17 protein-coding genes and 1 other RNA gene are annotated in these 16,724 nt (G+C 59.5%); 4 read left to right on the top strand and 14 right to left on the bottom strand.

From position 1 onward, the window contains the following. Positions 1 to 2 precede the first annotated feature (2 nt). The 9 genes from mraY to rsmI form a co-directional block, all read right to left on the bottom strand. Positions 3 to 1,085 carry a phospho-N-acetylmuramoyl-pentapeptide-transferase gene (gene mraY / locus WHX55_RS25915; protein ID WP_108214916.1) on the bottom strand — a complete coding sequence of 361 codons (1,083 nt, stop codon included), beginning with the start codon at positions 1,083 to 1,085 and terminating at the stop codon, positions 3 to 5. Then, positions 1,085 to 2,452: a UDP-N-acetylmuramoyl-tripeptide--D-alanyl-D-alanine ligase gene (gene murF, locus WHX55_RS25920; protein ID WP_353741559.1), complete on the bottom strand. Its 1,368-nt coding sequence runs from the start codon at positions 2,450 to 2,452 to the stop codon at positions 1,085 to 1,087. Before murF ends, mraY begins: the two co-directional genes overlap by 1 nt. Next, positions 2,445 to 3,908 carry a UDP-N-acetylmuramoyl-L-alanyl-D-glutamate--2,6-diaminopimelate ligase gene (locus WHX55_RS25925; RefSeq protein WP_353741560.1) on the bottom strand — a complete coding sequence of 488 codons (1,464 nt, stop codon included), beginning with the start codon at positions 3,906 to 3,908 and terminating at the stop codon, positions 2,445 to 2,447. The genes murF and WHX55_RS25925 overlap by 8 nt, the downstream gene beginning before the upstream one ends. Further along, a complete protein-coding gene (locus WHX55_RS25930) occupies positions 3,908 to 5,647 on the bottom strand; it encodes a penicillin-binding protein 2 (protein WP_191624979.1) in 1,740 nt (579 codons plus the stop codon). Before WHX55_RS25930 ends, WHX55_RS25925 begins: the two co-directional genes overlap by 1 nt. Further along, on the bottom strand, positions 5,647 to 5,940 hold the full coding sequence (gene ftsL / locus WHX55_RS25935) for a cell division protein FtsL (RefSeq protein WP_007998257.1): 294 nt from the start codon (positions 5,938 to 5,940) through the stop codon (positions 5,647 to 5,649). The genes WHX55_RS25930 and ftsL overlap by 1 nt, the downstream gene beginning before the upstream one ends. Beyond that, the gene (gene rsmH, locus WHX55_RS25940) at positions 5,937 to 6,878 is read right to left on the bottom strand and encodes a 16S rRNA (cytosine(1402)-N(4))-methyltransferase RsmH (RefSeq protein WP_086776966.1); all 942 of its coding nucleotides are present in this window, start codon (positions 6,876 to 6,878) and stop codon (positions 5,937 to 5,939) included. The genes ftsL and rsmH overlap by 4 nt, the downstream gene beginning before the upstream one ends. A 2-nt stretch (positions 6,879 to 6,880) precedes the next feature. Continuing rightward, positions 6,881 to 7,336: a division/cell wall cluster transcriptional repressor MraZ gene (mraZ, locus tag WHX55_RS25945; protein WP_007917012.1), complete on the bottom strand. Its 456-nt coding sequence runs from the start codon at positions 7,334 to 7,336 to the stop codon at positions 6,881 to 6,883. 356 nt (positions 7,337 to 7,692) lie between these two features. Next, positions 7,693 to 8,046: RNase P RNA component class A (rnpB, locus tag WHX55_RS25950), an RNA gene on the bottom strand. Between the two features lie 75 nt (positions 8,047 to 8,121). Then, positions 8,122 to 9,027 carry a 16S rRNA (cytidine(1402)-2'-O)-methyltransferase gene (gene rsmI, locus WHX55_RS25955; RefSeq protein WP_353741561.1) on the bottom strand — a complete coding sequence of 302 codons (906 nt, stop codon included), beginning with the start codon at positions 9,025 to 9,027 and terminating at the stop codon, positions 8,122 to 8,124. A 177-nt stretch (positions 9,028 to 9,204) separates the two neighbouring features. On the opposite strand from rsmI, the gene WHX55_RS25960 reads away from it, so the two are divergent. From WHX55_RS25960 to WHX55_RS25975, 4 genes are all read left to right on the top strand, one after another. Continuing rightward, the gene (locus WHX55_RS25960; RefSeq protein ID WP_353741562.1) at positions 9,205 to 11,016 is read left to right on the top strand and encodes a penicillin-binding protein activator; all 1,812 of its coding nucleotides are present in this window, start codon (positions 9,205 to 9,207) and stop codon (positions 11,014 to 11,016) included. Then, the gene (locus tag WHX55_RS25965) at positions 11,016 to 11,378 is read left to right on the top strand and encodes a YraN family protein (RefSeq protein WP_008045939.1); all 363 of its coding nucleotides are present in this window, start codon (positions 11,016 to 11,018) and stop codon (positions 11,376 to 11,378) included. The genes WHX55_RS25960 and WHX55_RS25965 overlap by 1 nt, the downstream gene beginning before the upstream one ends. 104 nt (positions 11,379 to 11,482) lie before the next feature. Continuing rightward, positions 11,483 to 12,076, top strand: coding sequence for a phosphoheptose isomerase (locus WHX55_RS25970; protein ID WP_007972584.1), 594 nt, complete (start codon positions 11,483 to 11,485; stop codon positions 12,074 to 12,076). After that, on the top strand, positions 12,073 to 12,651 hold the full coding sequence (locus WHX55_RS25975; protein WP_150756204.1) for a BON domain-containing protein: 579 nt from the start codon (positions 12,073 to 12,075) through the stop codon (positions 12,649 to 12,651). Before WHX55_RS25970 ends, WHX55_RS25975 begins: the two co-directional genes overlap by 4 nt. Before the next feature lie 51 nt (positions 12,652 to 12,702). Here WHX55_RS25975 and WHX55_RS25980 read toward each other — a convergent pair whose 3' ends face one another. The 5 genes from WHX55_RS25980 to petA form a co-directional block, all read right to left on the bottom strand. Beyond that, a complete protein-coding gene (locus WHX55_RS25980; protein WP_150727961.1) occupies positions 12,703 to 13,116 on the bottom strand; it encodes a ClpXP protease specificity-enhancing factor in 414 nt (137 codons plus the stop codon). 16 nt (positions 13,117 to 13,132) lie between these two features. Beyond that, complete coding sequence (locus tag WHX55_RS25985; protein WP_353741563.1) at positions 13,133 to 13,750, bottom strand: glutathione S-transferase N-terminal domain-containing protein; 618 nt, start codon at positions 13,748 to 13,750, stop codon at positions 13,133 to 13,135. 150 nt (positions 13,751 to 13,900) lie between these two features. Next, positions 13,901 to 14,683, bottom strand: a complete 783-nt coding sequence (locus WHX55_RS25990) for a cytochrome c1 (RefSeq protein WP_150727962.1) — start codon at positions 14,681 to 14,683, stop codon at positions 13,901 to 13,903. Next, positions 14,683 to 15,894, bottom strand: coding sequence for a cytochrome bc complex cytochrome b subunit (locus WHX55_RS25995; RefSeq protein ID WP_150727963.1), 1,212 nt, complete (start codon positions 15,892 to 15,894; stop codon positions 14,683 to 14,685). The genes WHX55_RS25990 and WHX55_RS25995 overlap by 1 nt, the downstream gene beginning before the upstream one ends. Further along, a complete protein-coding gene (gene petA, locus WHX55_RS26000) occupies positions 15,894 to 16,487 on the bottom strand; it encodes a ubiquinol-cytochrome c reductase iron-sulfur subunit (protein ID WP_046041913.1) in 594 nt (197 codons plus the stop codon). The genes WHX55_RS25995 and petA overlap by 1 nt, the downstream gene beginning before the upstream one ends. Positions 16,488 to 16,724: the final 237 nt, after the last annotated feature.

Below are 16,724 nucleotides of genomic sequence, written 5' to 3' on the forward strand. Positions count from 1 at the left end.
TTCTACCTCAGCTTCAGGGTGGCAAGGCCGACCAGCACGAGAATCACGGTGATGATCCAGAAACGGACGATCACGCGCGGCTCGGGCCAGCCCTTGAGTTCAAAGTGGTGGTGAATCGGTGCCATGCGGAACACGCGGCGACCGGTCAGTTTAAAAGAGGCGACCTGAATGACGACGGACAGGGTTTCCATCACGAACACGCCACCCATGATGAACAGGACGATTTCCTGACGGACGATCACCGCGATGGTGCCCAGGGCCGCGCCCAGCGCCAGTGCGCCGACGTCACCCATGAAGACTTGTGCCGGATAGGTGTTGAACCAGAGGAAGCCCAGGCCAGCTCCGATCAACGCGCCACAGAACACGATCAACTCGCCTGCGCCCGGTACGTAAGGAATCAGCAGGTATTCGGCGAACTTCACGTTACCCGACAGGTAGCAGAAAATCCCCAGGCCACCGCCGACCATCACGGTCGGCATGATCGCCAGGCCGTCGAGGCCGTCGGTCAGGTTGACCGCGTTGCTCGAACCGACGATCACGAAATAGGTCAGGACGATGAAGCCGGCGCCCAATGGAATGCTGTAGTCCTTGAGCATCGGCAGGATCAGCGTGGTTTCCACCGGCGTGGCGGCGGTCACATACAGAAAGATCGCCGCGCCCAGGCCGAATACCGATTGCCAGAAATACTTCCAGCGGCTTGGTAACCCACGGGAGTTTTTCTCGATGACCTTGCGGTAGTCGTCGACCCAGCCGATGGCGCCGAACAGCAGGGTCACCAGCAACACGACCCAGACGTAACGGTTGCTCAGGTCAGCCCACAACAGGGTGCTGACACCGATGGACGACAGAATCAGTGCGCCGCCCATGGTTGGCGTACCCGATTTGGACAGGTGCGACTGCGGGCCGTCATTGCGAACGGATTGACCGATCTGACGGTTCTGCAGGGTGCGGATCATCCACGGGCCATAGCACAGCGACAAGACCAGCGCGGTCAGTACACCGAGAATCCCGCGCAGGGTCAGGTACTGGAAGACCGCGAAGCCTTTGTAGAACTGTTGCAGATACTCCGCTAGCAGCAGCAGCATTAATGTTTCTCCAGACTGGACCCGCACAAGGCGGCGACGACGTTTTCCATCGCAGCGCTGCGCGACCCCTTGATCAAAATGGTGGTGTTTGTGTCTTGCTCGGCGCCCAGGGCCTTGATCAGCTCAGCCTGCGTGCTGAAGTGAAAAGCCTGTGGACCGAATGCGTTCACGGCGTGAGCCATCATTGGCCCGACGGCGTACAGCGCAGAAACCTTGCCACGGGCGTACTCGCCCACGTCGCGGTGCCCCTGCTCCGCCCATTCGCCCAACTCGCCGATATCCCCGAGCACCAGGACGGTGCGACCGGAAAAGCCGGCCAGTATATCAACGGCAGCGCACATGGAGGTGGGATTGGCGTTGTAAGTGTCATCGATCACGCGTATGCCATTGCTGGCCAATTGCGCAACGGTGCGACCCTTGACCGGTTGCACCGCGCCAAGGCCGGCGGCGATACCGAACAGCGACACACCCAGGGCATGGGCGGCAGCGGCGGCGGCCATGGCATTGGCGACGTTGTGGGTGCCGAGCAGGTTCAGTTGAACGCGCTCCGAGCCTTCAGGGCTGTGCAGGTTGAACGCCGGGCAGCCGCGAGCATCGGTGGCAAGGTCACTGGCGTAGAAATCGGCGCTGGCGTTGCTCAACGCAAACGTCAGCACTTTGCGATCACCGGCACGTGCCTTCCAGATACCGAATGCCTTGTCGTCGAGATTGAGAACGGCGACGCCATCGGCATCCAGCCCTTCGATGATCTCGCCCTTGGCTTCGACGATTTTGTCCGGACCGCCGAACTCACCGACGTGGGCGGTCCCGGCGTTATTGAGAATGGCCACATGGGGTTTGGTCATGCTCACGGTGTAGGCAATTTCGCCCAGGCGCGAGGCACCCAGCTCGATCACCGCAGCGGTATGTTCCGGCGCCAGTTCGAGCAGGGTCAGCGGAACGCCGAGGTCATTATTCAGGTTGCCACGGGTCGCCAGCACTGCACCGCGCGTGCGCAGGATGCTCGCAAGCATTTCCTTGACCGTGGTCTTGCCGCTGGAACCGGTAATGGCTGCAACGGGTTGGGTGAACGCGGCGCGGTTCAACGCACCGAGCTGCCCCAACGCCTGACGGGTGTCGCTGACCAACAGTTGCGGCAGCGTGCTGTCGGCGACTTCACGCTCGACCAGCGCGGCCACGGCGCCCTTGGCGGCGACTTCATTCAGATAATCATGACCATCGAAGCGCGGACCGGCCAACGCGATAAACAGTTGACCGGGCTTGATTGCGCGACTGTCGATGCTGACACCGTCGAAACTGGCATCGGCGGACACCAGGCGAGCATTCAGCGCGCCGGTCAGCTCGCTCAGTTTCAAGGCCTTAAGCATGGGCCACCTCCCACGCGCTCAAGGCATGAACGGCCTCGACCAGATCGGAAAAGGCATGACGCTCGCCGTTGATTTCCTGATAGTCCTCGTGACCTTTACCGGCCAGGACAATCACGTCATCCACCGAGGCACTGGCGATCAGCCGGGCAATCGCCTGACCACGACCGGCAACGAACTCCACTTTATCCACAGCCGTGAAACCGGCGCGGATGTCATCGAAAATCACTGCAGGGTCTTCAGTACGCGGATTGTCGTCGGTGACCAGTACGCCATCGGCCAGGCGCTCGACCACTTCGGCCATCAACGGACGCTTGCCGCGATCGCGGTCGCCGCCACAGCCGAACAGGCACAGCAACCGGCCCTTGGCGTGTGGACGCAGGGCCAGCAGTACTTTTTCCAGGGCATCCGGGGTGTGGGCGTAATCGACCACCACCAGCGGCTGCGAGCCACCGCCCAGACGCTGCATGCGACCGGCAGGGCCTTCAAGCTTCGGCAGCACCTTGAGGATTTCGTCCAGGGCATAATCCAGACCGAGCAACGCACCGACCGCCGCCAGGACATTGCTCAGGTTGAAGCGACCGAGCAAGGTGCTGCGCAAGAGGTGCTCGCCCTGTGGCGTGACCAGCGTGGCGCGCACGCCTTCGTCGTCGAATTGCGCCTGACGGCAATACAGGTAGGCGCTGGAATCTTCCAGGCTATAGGTGATCAACCGCGACTCGCACTTGTCGGCGGCCAGTTGCCGACCAAACTTGTCGTCGAGATTGACCACGCGGCATTTCAAATCATTCCAGGCAAACAACCTGGACTTGGCTTCGCCGTAAGCCTGCATGGTGCCGTGGTAATCCAGGTGATCGCGGGACAGGTTAGTCATCACCGCCACATCGAAGGCCAGTGCCGTCACACGGCCCTGGTCCAGGCCATGGGAAGAAACCTCCATCGCCACAGCTTTGGCCCCGGCCTTCTTCAGGTCCGCCAGGGTCGCTTGCACGGCAATCGGATTCGGCGTGGTGTGCAGGCCGCTTTCCAGCGCGCCGTAGAAACCCGAACCGAGCGTGCCGACCAGGCCGCAGTGCTGGCCGAGCAGGTCCAGTGCCTGGGCGACCAATTGCGTCACGCTGGTCTTGCCGTTGGTGCCGGTTACGCCCACCAGGTTCAGGTGATGGCTCGGCTCGCCATAAAAACGCCCGGCGATGTCCGACAGTTGAGCCGCCAGGCCTTTGACCGGAATCAGCGGCACTTCCGTGATCGGCAGGACCGTGGCGCCTTCTATTTCATAGGCCACCGCAGCCGCGCCGCGTTGCAAGGCGTCGGCAATATGCGCGCGTCCATCGAATTTCCCGCCCGGCACGGCGAGGAACAGATCACCCGCGCGCACATTGCGGCTGTCCAGGGCGAGTTCGCGAATCAGCAGATCGTGGCCGGCGTGAGGGAAAATCTTGTTCAGGCTCAGGGACATCAGCCGCGCCCTCCATTGGCTTTCAGCGGAACGACCGGTGTTGCGTTCGCTTGTTGAGTAGGTGGCAGGTTGTCCGGCGTAATGTTCATCAGGCGCAGGGTGCCCGACATCACGCGACTGAACACCGGCGCGGAAACCAGGCCGCCGAAGTAACCGGCCTTGGTCGGCTCGTCGATTACCACCACGATTGCGTAGCGCGGATCGCTCATCGGGCCGAACCCGGCGAACAGCGAGCGATAGGAATTCTCGGCGTAACCTTTGGTGCCGACCGACGTTTTACGCGCGGTACCCGATTTGCCGCCCACGTGATACGCCGGCACCTGCGCACGGAATACACCGCGCGGGGCCTCGATCACTTGTTGCAGCATGGTTTGCATGGTTTTCGCGACAGCTTCCGGCAATACCTGAGTGGTTTGCGGCGCCTTGTCGGTCTTGATCAGGGTCAGCGGTGCGAGACGACCATTGTTGGCCAGGGCCGAGAAGGCGTGGACCAACTGGATCGCGGTAACCGAGATACCGTAGCCGTAGGACAGCGTGGCGGTTTCAGCCTTGCGCCATTCGCGGTAGTTCGGCAGGTTGCCGACGCGCTCGCCCGGGAAGCCGAGGCCAGTGTCCTGGCCGAGGCCGACTTTCTGCGCCAGGCGGAAAATCGTTTCGCCGCCTATATCGAATGCGACCTTACTCATGCCGACGTTACTGGAGTTGATCAGGATGCCGGTCAGGTCGAGCACCGGACCTTCGGACTTGGAAACGTCCTTGATGGTGTACTTGCCAATCTGCAAGGTGCCCGGATACACCTCGACGGTGTCGCTCGGTTTCCAGCGGCCGGTTTCAATGGCGGCGCTCATCGAGATCGCCTTCATGGTCGAGCCTGGCTCGAACACGTCGATCATCGCGCGGTTACGCATCATCGCCGGCTGCAGGTTGCGGCGGTTGTTCGGGTTGTAGGTCGGCTGGTTGACCATCGCGAGGATCTCGCCGGTCTTCACGTCCATGATCACCAGGCTGCCGGCCTTGGCGCCGTTCTCGATGATCGCGTTGCGCAATTCGCGGTTGGCCAGGTATTGCAGGCGCAGGTCAATGGACAACGCCAAGGGCTTGCCGGCCTTGGCGTTTTTGGTGACCTGCACATCCTTGATCAGCCGGCCGCGCCGGTCCTTGATCACCTGACGCTTGCCAGGGACCCCGGCCAGCCATTCGTCGTAGGCCAGTTCGACGCCTTCACGACCGTGATCGTCGATGTCGGTAAACCCGACCATATGAGCAGTGACTTCGCCGGCAGGATAAAACCGCCGGAACTCCTCGATGCCATAGACACCCGGCACCTTCAGGTCGAGCACAGCCTGGCCCTGCTCAGGCGTCAGCCCGCGCACCAGGTAAATGAATTCTTTGTTGGCCTGGGCTTCGAGACGTTCGGCCAGGGCTTTCGGGTCCTGCCCCAAGGCAGCCGCCAGTGCTGGCCACTTCTCTTTGGCCGTTTGCATTTCCTTGGCGTTGGCCCAAAGGGTGGTGACCGGAGTACTCACGGCCAAAGGCTCGCCGTTACGGTCGGTGATCAGACCACGGTGAGCCGGAATCGGAATATGACGAACACTGCGGGCATCGCCCTGACCTTTAAGGAAGGCACGGTCGACCACTTGCAAATCGATGATGCGCCAGGCAATCGCGGCCACCATGATGCCGAGCAAACCCAGCACCAGACGGAACCGCCATGGGAAGAGCGCGCCTTCGAGTTTCATCATGGCGCCACCATCTTCACGTCAGCGGCACCGGGGATGTGCATTTTCAATTGTTCGGTGGCCAGCACTTCGATACGGCTGTGGGCGGTCCAGGTGCTCTGCTCCAGAATCAACCGGCCCCACTCCGCCTGCGCCTTGTCGCGCACGCTCAATTCGTTGTACAGCGAATTCAACAGCTGACGGTTCCAGTGCGCGCTGTAGGACACGCCGATGGCCGACACGAGCACACCGACAAACAGCAGCAGCATGAAGAAGCTTCCGCCGGGCAATGGCTTGGCGAAAAGCTTGCTCACCGCAGCTTCTCCGCCACGCGCATGACAGCACTACGGGAACGTGGGTTGGCTTTGAGTTCGGCGTCGGAGGCCGTCTGCGCTTTGCCATGGACTTTGATTTTCGGTTCGAAGGCGACATGCCGAACCGGCAGGTTGCGCGGCAGGTTGTCGGCTTCGCCTTTCACCAGCTTGCGCATGAACAGTTTGACGATACGGTCTTCCAGCGAATGGAAGCTGATCACCACCAGGCGACCGCCCACTTCCAGGCATTCCAGCGCGGCTTCGAGGCCGGTTTCCAGATCGCCCAGTTCATTGTTGACGTGAATACGCAATCCCTGGAACGCACGGGTTGCGGGGTTTTTGCCCTTTTCCCACGCCGGGTTGGCGACCTTCAGGACTTCTGCCAGGTCACCGGTGCGCTCAAATGGCTTGATGTCGCGGCGCTCGGCCACGGCGCGGGCCATGCGGCCGGAGAAACGCTCTTCGCCGTATTCCTTGAACACCCGGGCGATTTCTTCCACGGGCGCGGTGTTGACGAATTCGGCGGCGCTGATGCCACGGGACGGATCCATGCGCATGTCCAGCGGACCGTCGTTGAGGAAGCTGAAGCCGCGCTCAGGGTCGTCGAGCTGTGGCGAAGACACGCCAAGATCCAGCAGCACGCCGCTGACCTTGCCGGCCAGACCGCGTTCTGCGACTTCCGAACCGAGCTCGGCAAAGCTGCGCTGCACAACGACAAAGCGGCCGTCTTCGGCCGCTAGCGTTTGCCCCGTGGCAATCGCTTGTGGATCTTTATCGAATCCGAGCAACCGACCATCGGGACCGAGCTGGCTGAGGATCAACCGGCTGTGTCCGCCGCGCCCGAACGTACCGTCCAGATAGCAGCCATCAGGACGTACGGCGAGAGCCTCGACGGCTTCGTCAAGCAGTACGGTGATGTGGTTAAAGCCGCTATCAATAGTCACAGGATCAAATCACGCAGTTCATCAGGCATAGCGCCCGGTTGTTGAATGGCAGCCAGGTCAGCGGCAGAAACCGCGTTCCAGGCATCCTCGTCCCACAATTGGAACTTGTTCAGTTGGCCTACCAACATCGCGCGCTTATCCAACTTGGCATATTCACGAAGACGCGGCGGAACCAGAAAACGACCACTGCCATCGAGCTCGAGGTCGACGGCATTACCAATCAGTAAACGTTGCAGGCGGCGGTTCTCTTCGCGAAGCGAAGGCAGTGCGCGCAGTTTGGTTTCAATAATTTCCCACTCATCGAGGGGGTAAACACACAAACAAGGATCAACGGCATCAATTGTCACGATCAATTGACCGGAGCTTCGCGAATCGAGCTCGTCACGGTACCGGCTCGGCATTGCGAGACGGCCCTTTGCATCGAGACTGATAGCGTTGGCTCCGCGAAACACGTCAGCGTCTCTCCAAATTCTAGCGTTTTGAGTTCAAAAAACCCACTTCATGCCACTTTCCGCCACTTACGCACACTATAGGAATGCGCCCACCACACCGTCAAGGCGCGGATTAAAGGAAAACCCTTACAGAACTGAGATTTAGGAGCATTAACGGAGGGGTAACGAGAATCCGGCAGATGAAACTGACCGATAACTTGAATCAGCACAGAAGGCTGTGTTCGAAAGTTAAAGTAATTTATTAAGAGTAAGATTTTTTTGGTATTACAAAAGAGGTTCTGCGGATGAATGTGTAAGGAGGGAAATTGCTATCACCCAACCCCCTGCCCGATGATTCAAGCAGAGGAGAGAAAAAGGTGGAGAGTCGATCTGTAAGCCGGGTTCTGTCTTGAACAGTCATTCGTCTACGATGGCCATCACTGGACATCTTTAGCAACCTACCCGGTCCCAGCGCGGGCCACGCCTTGGGACCCTATTTGGTCTTGCTCCAAGTGGGGTTTACCTAGCCACGAACTGTTGCCAGACGTGCGGTGCGCTCTTACCGCACCTTTTCACCCTTACCGGCGCCGAAGCGCTTAGGCGGTTATTTTCTGTGGCACTTTCCGTAGGCTCACGCCTCCCAGGCATTACCTGGCACTTCGCCCTATGGAGCCCGGACTTTCCTCCCCCCCCTAATTTTCATAGAGGGCAGCGACTGTCCGATCGACTCTCCGCCGCGAAGGTTACCGGCAGAGCGCCCGAAGAACAAGCACCAAGCGCCATTGAGCACGCCTGTGCGTCGGGTTTTACTCGCCCTTCTGCTGATCCAGCGCGATCTGGTACAGCACGTTCTTTCGCTCACCGGTGATTTGCGCCGCCAAAGCCGCCGCACGTTTGAGCGGCATTTCTTCGAGCAACAGGTTGAGGATGCGCATCGCCTCACTGCTGACGGCACCTTCCTCCTCAGGCGCGGACCAGCCCGCCACCAGTACCACGCACTCGCCGCGCTGCTGATTGCTGTCCGACTCGACAAACTCGCGCAGCTCAGCCAGCGGCAGTCCCTTGAGGGTCTCAAACGTCTTGGTCAGCTCACGGGCAAGCAGCGCCGGGCGCTCAGGGCCGAACACCAGCTCCATATCCTGCAGGCATTCAAGGATACGATGCGGGGCCTCATAGAAGATCAATGTGCGAGGTTCTTCCTTTACCTGTTCGAGACGTGCTCGCCGCCCCACAGTCTTGGCCGGGAGGAAACCTTCGAAAATGAAACGGTCGGAAGGCAGACCCGCCGCCGACAACGCTGCAATCAGCGCACAGGCGCCCGGAACCGGCACCACATTGATGCCCGCTGCCCTGGCCTGCCGCACCAGGTGATAACCCGGATCGGAAATCAGCGGCGTCCCGGCATCCGAGATCAACGCCACGTTGTCACCGGCAAGCAGGCGAGTGATAAAGCGACTACCTTCATCACGCTCGTTGTGCTCATGGCAGGCCGCCAATGGCGTCGAGATGCCGAAGTGTTGCATCAAGCGCTGGGAATGACGGGTGTCTTCCGCGGCAATCAAGGCCACTTCACGCAGGATCTTCAGCGCCCGCGCACTGATGTCATCCAGGTTGCCGATGGGCGTCGCCACCACATAAAGCGAGCCAGCAGCGGAATTCAAAGCACCTGGAGCAGTCAAAGCGCACACCTCATGATCGGTAAAAGTCGCCATTGTAGCGCGTAGCGAGACTCACGATACCCGCAAGCAAACGAGGTATCGGCGACTGTTTGTGCGCTGGCGCAACATTTACACCAGCTAAATTGATCGATTCACGCCAGTAACATCGCGCCCCGGCCAGTGCTTGGGTACAATTCCACGCTAATTTGATCGAGTATCAGGAACGCTTACATGATCGCTTGCCTGCGGCTGTTATCTGCCCTCTGCCTCGCTGCCTTGCTGGCGGCTTGCGCCAGCTCGCCCTCCTCCAGCCTTGGCGAGCTTCCACGGACACCGGACGCCAGTATCGAGCAACTGCTTGAGAAGGCCTCCCAAAGCAAATCACCGGAAGATGCCGCCCTGCTGCGCTTGAGCGCAGCCGACCTGGCCTATCGCCAGGGCAATGCCGGCCAATCCGCGCAAATCCTGCAACAGGTTCCTGTCGAACAGCTCAAGCCGGGCCCACAGGTTTTCGCCAACACCCTGGCAGCTGAACTGGCCATGACCCGCAATCAGCCCAAGGCCGCGCTGGCTGCCTTGAGCCACCCAAGCCTGCAATACTTGAGCGAACTGCCCGAAGAACAACAGGTCCGCACCGGCACCGTTCACGCCCGCGCACTTGAAGCCGACGGCCAGACCCTCGCCGCCGCTCGCCAGCGCATTTTCATCGCCCCGATGCTCGAAGGTGAAGCCGCGAGCAAAAACCATGAAGCCATCTGGACACTGATCGCTTCGCTACCGACCAATCAATTGCAGCCAAGTGCCACCGACGATCTCGGCGGCTGGATGGCCCTGGCACTGGCTGTGAAATCCGCCGGCACCCTGGAGCAGCAACAGGCTGCCATCGACAACTGGCGCGCGCAGAATCCGAAGCACCCGGCAGCCGTTCAATTGCCGCAGCCACTGACCCAACTCAAGGAGCTGGCCAGCCAGCCCCTGAACAAGATCGCCCTGCTGCTGCCTCAGGACGGCCAACTGGCCTCGGTTGGCAAAGCGCTGCGCGACGGCTTCATGGCCGCTCACTACCAGGCCCAACAGGCCGGGCAGAAACCACCCGCCATCGAGTTCTATGACAGCTCGCGCCTGACTTCCATGGACGAGTTCTACCGCAAGGCCCAGGCCGATGGCGTGCAACTGGTCGTCGGCCCGCTGGAGAAGCCGCTGGTCAAGCAACTGAGCACTCGCCCGCAATTGCCGATCACCACCCTGGCACTGAATTACAGCGAGGGTGATCAAGGCCCGGCGCAGCTGTTCCAGTTCGGTCTTGCCGCTGAAGACGAAGCCCGCGAAGTGTCGCGCCGCGCTCGCGCCGACGGCCTGCATCGCGCAGCCATCATGGTGCCGAAAGGTGAATGGGGCGACCGCGTGCTCAAGGCGTTCAGCCAGGATTGGCAAGCCAACGGCGGCACCATCGTCGCCACCGAACGCGTCGATCAACCGGTCCAGTTGGCCCAGCAGATTGCCGACATGTTCCAGCTGCGCCAGAGCGAAGGTCGCGCCAAGAGCCTGCAAAGCACGGTTGGTTCGCAAGTCGCTGCCCAGCCATCGCGCCGCCAGGACATCGAGTTCATTTTCCTCGCCGCAACACCGCAACAGGCCCAGCAAATCAAACCGACCTTGAACTTCCAGTACGCAGGCGATGTTCCGGTCTACGCCACCTCCCACGTGTTCAGCGCCAGCGGCGACGTCAACCAGTACAACGACATGAATGGTATTCGCTTCTGCGAGACACCATGGTTGCTGGACGCCAATGATCCACTGCGCCGCCAGGTCACTGCCCAGTGGCCACAAGCCGCCGGCAGCCTGGGGCGCCTGTATGCCATGGGTGTGGACGCCTATCGACTGGCGCCACGCCTGGGCCAGCTCAAGTCCCTGCCGGACAGCCGCATCGACGGTGAGTCGGGCAGCCTTGGCATGTCTCAGAGCCAGCGGGTCGTGCGCCAGTTGCCATGGGCCGAGTTTGCCAATGGCCAGGTTCAGCGCCTGCCGGACACCGCTCGCTGATGCCCGACAGGTCACGCCAGCAAAGCGGCAAGGATGCCGAGCGCCATGCGCTCGAGCATCTTCAACAACAGGGTCTGCGCCTGCTGGCGCAGAACTGGTTGTGTAAACGCGGCGAGCTTGATCTGGTCATGCTAGATGGCGATACAGTAGTATTCGTTGAAGTCCGCTACAGAAAAAACACTCAATGGGGTGGCGCGCTCGATAGCATCGATGAGCGCAAACGGCAAAAACTGATTTTCGCCGCGCAATATTTTCTTCAGCGCGAGCCGCGCTGGGCCAATTCCCCTTGCCGCTTCGACGTGATTGCCATCGACAGCAACCTCGATCAATTGAACTGGCTACAGAATGCCTTCGACGGCTGATCGCCGGCATTGCGAACCGGACACTATCACCCAACACTTTTGCTCTTTGCTTTGCGGGCTGCACATTCACGTGCCGAACAGCCGCGCTACTTAAGGTCACACAGATGGACATGCAATCGCGAATTCGCCAGCTTTTTCAGGCCAGTATCGACACCAAGCAACAGGCGATGGAAGTACTTGCACCGCACATCGAGCAAGCCAGCCAGGTCATGGTCAACGCCCTGCTCAACGAAGGCAAAATGCTTTCCTGCGGTAACGGTGGCTCTGCCGGCGATGCCCAGCACTTCTCGTCCGAGCTGCTCAATCGCTTTGAGCGCGAGCGCCCGAGCCTGCCGGCCATCGCCCTGACGACCGACAGCTCGACGATCACCTCGATCGCCAACGACTACAGCTACAACGAAATCTTCTCCAAGCAGATCCGTGCACTCGGCCAACCCGGCGATGTGCTGCTGGCCATCTCCACCAGCGGCAACTCGGCCAACATAATTCAAGCGATCCAGGCCGCACATGATCGCGAAATGATTGTCGTAGCATTGACGGGACGTGATGGCGGCGGCATGGCGTCGCTACTGTTGCCCGAGGACGTCGAGATTCGCGTACCGGCCAACGTCACCGCTCGTATTCAAGAAGTCCACCTGCTGGCGATCCATTGCCTTTGCGACTTGATCGACAGCCAATTGTTCGGGAGTGAAGAATGACCCCTAATCGCCTTGGCCTACTGGCCTTGACCCTGTGCCTCGGCATCAGCGGCTGCACCTCGGTGGTGACTGCCAGCCGTGAAGCACCGATTGAAGATGACCGCGGCACTCGCACACTGGGCAGCAAGATCGACGATTCCCTGATCGACACCAAGGTTGGCGTGAACATCGCCAAGGCCGACCCGGCCCTGGATAAGGATTCGCACATCGTCATCACCAGCTTCAACGGTGTCGTGCTGCTCGCCGGGCAAACGCCACGCGCGGACCTCAAGGCCAAGGCCGAACAGGCCGCCGCCGCTGTCCAGCGCGTGAAACAGGTGCACAACGAACTGCAAGTCCTGCCGCCCTCCTCGTTGCTGGCACGCCAGAACGACACCTGGCTGACCACCAAGATCAAGACCCAGATGCTCGCCGATGCGAACATCCCCGGTTCGCGCATCAAGGTTGTCACTGAAAACGGCATCGTCTACTTGCTGGGCCTGCTGACCAAGCAGGAAGCCGCGCAGGCGACCAATCTGGTACAAGGCGTATCCGGCGTGCAGAAGATTGTGAAGTTGTTCGAGTACATCGACTGACCTGCAATCCCACGCAATAAAAAAGGCGATCCATCTGGATCGCCTTTTTTATTACTTCACCACTTTCAAACTGGGTCGACCGCTTGGACGCGGCGGTTCGCTGTCGGGTGGCGGAAGATCGTCATCCGGTTCGATCTCGTCGTCCTCGCCCATCGGCGATTCCAGATCGAACACCATGCCCTGGCCATTCTCCCGGGCGTAGATACCCAGGATCGAAGCAATTGGCACGTACAAGGTGTGCGGCACGCCACCGAAGCGCCCTTCGAAACTGACCGCTTCGTTATCCATGTGCAAGTGACGCACGGCTTGTGGCGATACGTTCAGGACGATCTGTCCGTCACTGGCAAACCCCTGAGGCACCTGCACCGACGGGTACTCGGAATTGACCAGCATGTGCGGGGTGTAATCGTTGTCCACAATCCACTCATAGAGCGCGCGGACCAGATAAGGTCGACTGGAGTTCATAACGGCTCCTTAAGCCTTAGCGCATATCGCGTTCGACACCAGACAGACTCGCCTGGAAAGCCTCACGCGTAAACTGGCGCTCCATATAATCAAGCAGCGGCTTGGCCGGCCGCGGCAGTTCTATACCCAGAATCGGCAATCGCCAGAGTATTGGCAATAGGCAGCAGTCCACCAGACTTTGTTCCTCACTGAGGAAAAACGGTTTGTCGGCAAACAGTGGCGAAACACCCGTCAGGCTTTCGCGCAACTCTTTTCGAGCCACGGCACGGGCCGCCTCCTTGGTCCGCGAATCCAGAATCAGATCCACCAGACCACACCAGTCTCGCTGAATGCGGTGTATCAGCAGACGACTGTTGGCACGCGCCACGGGATAAACCGGCAGTAGCGGCGGGTGCGGGTAACGCTCATCCAGATATTCCATCACCACAGTCGACTCCCACAACGCCAGGTCGCGATCGACCAGGGTGGGCAAGCTGCCGTAAGGGTTCACTTCAATCAGTTTAGGTGGCTGGCGACCAGCCTCCACGTAAATGATCTCGGCGCTGACACCCTTCTCTGCCAGTACGATGCGCACTCGGTGGGAATAGTGGTCGGCGGGGTCGGAGTAACAGGCCAACCGATTGGTCACGCCCATGGCGATCCTCCTCGCTTGTAGAAATTATCGAAAGCTCAAAAACGAGCGCGCCCAGAGGGCGCCTCCCGTAACGACTGGATCACCAGTTTCGCTACATCTTCAGAGGCGCCCTTGGGCGCGCGCGATTAACAGCAATAGCTTGAAGCTTTATCAGTGCACGTCTTTCCAGTATTCGCGCTTGAGCAGGTAAGCGAAGACGAAGAAGAACGCCAGGTACAACAATACATACGTACCGATGCGCTGATGTTGCAGCTTAACCGGGTTAGCCGAGTAAGCCAGGAAGGTTACCAGATTCTTGACCTTCTCATCGAACTGCTCTTCAGTCAGAGCACCGCTTTTCGGCACGATGGTCAGTTGATCGCACGCCTCATGAGTCAATGGCGTGCCAGTCAACGGATCAAATTGCTTCTTGCCGTCTTCGACGATCTGAACCTGTTTGCAACCAACCACCTGGCGACCTTGCAGACCGGCCAGGACGTTAGGCATACCCACGTTCGGGAAGACCTTGTTGTTCACGCCCCATGGGCGCGAAGGATCTTCGTAGAACGACTTCAGGTAACCGTAGAGCCAGTCGGTGCCGCGAACACGGGCAACCAGGGTCAGGTCAGGCGGCGCTGCGCCAAACCAGGCCTTGGCGTCCGCTGGCTGCATGCCGATGCTCATGTGGTCGCCGATCTTGGCGCCCGTGAACACCAGCTTCTCCAGCATCAACTCATGGGGAATGCCCAGGTCATCGGCAACACGCTCATAGCGTTGGAACTTGGCACTGTGGCAACCCATGCAGTAGTTGGCGAACGTACGTGCACCGTCCTGCATGGCTGCGTTATCGGAAACGTCGATGTCGACTTTTTCCAGCTCGGGACCACCGTGTTCTGCTGCGAAAGCGAACACCGGCAGCGCAGCAAGCATCAATACAGCAAATAGTTTTTTCATCAGCCAGTCACCCTTTCCGGAACCGGTTTGGTCTTCTCGAGCCTGGTGTAGAACGGCATCAGAATGAAGTAGGCGAAGTACAGGAAGGTACATACCTGCGACAACAGCGTACGGCCTGGAGTCGGAGCCAGAACACCCAGCACGCCCAGGATCACGAACGAGATGCAGAACACCCAGAGCCAGATCTTGCTCAGCCAGCCCTTGTAGCGCATCGACTTGACCGGGCTACGGTCCAGCCACGGCAGGACGAACAGCACAGCAATGGCCGCGCCCATGGCGATCACACCCAGGAGCTTGTCCGGAATCGCACGCAAGATGGCGTAGAACGGGGTGAAGTACCAGACCGGAGCGATGTGCTCTGGGGTCTTGAAGGCGTTCGCCACTTCAAAGTTCGGCTTTTCGAGGAAGTAGCCGCCCATTTCCGGGAAGAAGAACACGATCGAGCAGAAGATGAACAGGAACACCACCACGCCGACGATATCTTTCACGGTGTAGTACGGGTGGAAGGCAATGCCGTCCAGCGGTATGCCGTTTTCGTCCTTGTGTTTCTTGATGTCCACGCCGTCCGGGTTGTTGGAACCGACTTCGTGCAACGCCAGGATGTGCAACACCACCAGACCCAGGATAACGATCGGCAGGGCAACCACGTGCAGGGCGAAGAAGCGGTTCAGGGTAATACCGGAAATCAGGTAGTCACCACGAATCCACTGGGTCAGGTCGTTACCAATGACCGGGATCGCACCGAACAGCGAGATGATCACCTGGGCCCCCCAGTACGACATCTGGCCCCACGGCAGCAGGTAACCCATGAAGGCTTCGGCCATCAGCGCCAGGTAGATCAGCATGCCGAAGACCCACACCAGCTCACGCGGCTTCTGGTACGAACCGTAGAGCAGGCCACGGAACATGTGCAGATAGACCACGATGAAGAACGCCGAAGCGCCGGTGGAGTGCAGCAGACGCAGGATCGAGCCGTACTCGACGTCACGCATGATGTATTCGACGGAAGCGAACGCCTCTTCCGCCGACGGGTTGTAGCTCATGGTCAGCCAGACACCGGTAACGATCTGGTTGACCAGAACGAGCAGCGCCAGGGAACCAAAGAAGTAGAAGAAGTTGAAGTTCTTCGGAGCGTAATACTTGCTGAGATGGTCTTCCCACATCTTGGTGGCGGGAAAGCGCGCATCAACCCAATCCATGAACTTGCTCATCACGCTTTCTCCGTATCGACGCCAATGATAATAATTTCATCGGTCTCATAGGAATGCGGGGGAACTGGCAGGTTCAAAGGCGCAGGCTGCGACTTGTAGACGCGACCAGCCAGATCGTAGTGGGAACCATGGCAAGGGCAGAAATAGCCGCCTACCCAGTCTTTACCCAGATCCGCAGGTGCCACTTCGGGACGGAAGGTCGGCGAGCAACCCAGGTGCGTGCAGATACCGATCAGCAGCAGGACCTCAGGCTTGATCGAACGGGTTTCCGGATCAACGTAAGTCGGTTGTGTCGAGTTCTTGGAGGTCGGGTCAGCGAGCTGGCCCTCGATCTTCTTCAGATTCCCCAGGATTTCCTGTGTACGGCGGACGATGAACACCGGCTGGCCGCGCCACTCAGCAATCATCTGCTGGCCTGGCTCGATTTTGCTGACATTCACTTTCACCGGTGCACCTGCGGCTTTCGCCTTGGCACTGGGAAACCATGACCCCACGAACGGGACCGCAGCCCCCACCGCTCCTGCAGCACCCACCACGGATGTGGCTGCTACCAAGAAGCGACGCCGGCCTGCATTCACGCCGTCATTGCTCATTCAGTCCTCTCCCATCAGCTTTGTGGCCTGTTAAATCAGGCATCTACTAAGTAAAACTATGTACTTATAAAAATTTTGCCGAATGGTAATGAAAAGCCCCAATTCTGACAAGGTAATTACCCGAGCCCCTCACCCCCAAGCCTTGTAGTATAGGGCGTCTGCGGATGTGGCAAGTTGTCACAGCGCAATTCTTTGATAAATCGAAGACACAAAAAAACGCCCAGCTCCGTGAGGAAA

The organism is Pseudomonas fluorescens (assembly GCF_040448305.1).
GTDB lineage: Bacteria > Pseudomonadota > Gammaproteobacteria > Pseudomonadales > Pseudomonadaceae > Aquipseudomonas > Aquipseudomonas fluorescens_BH.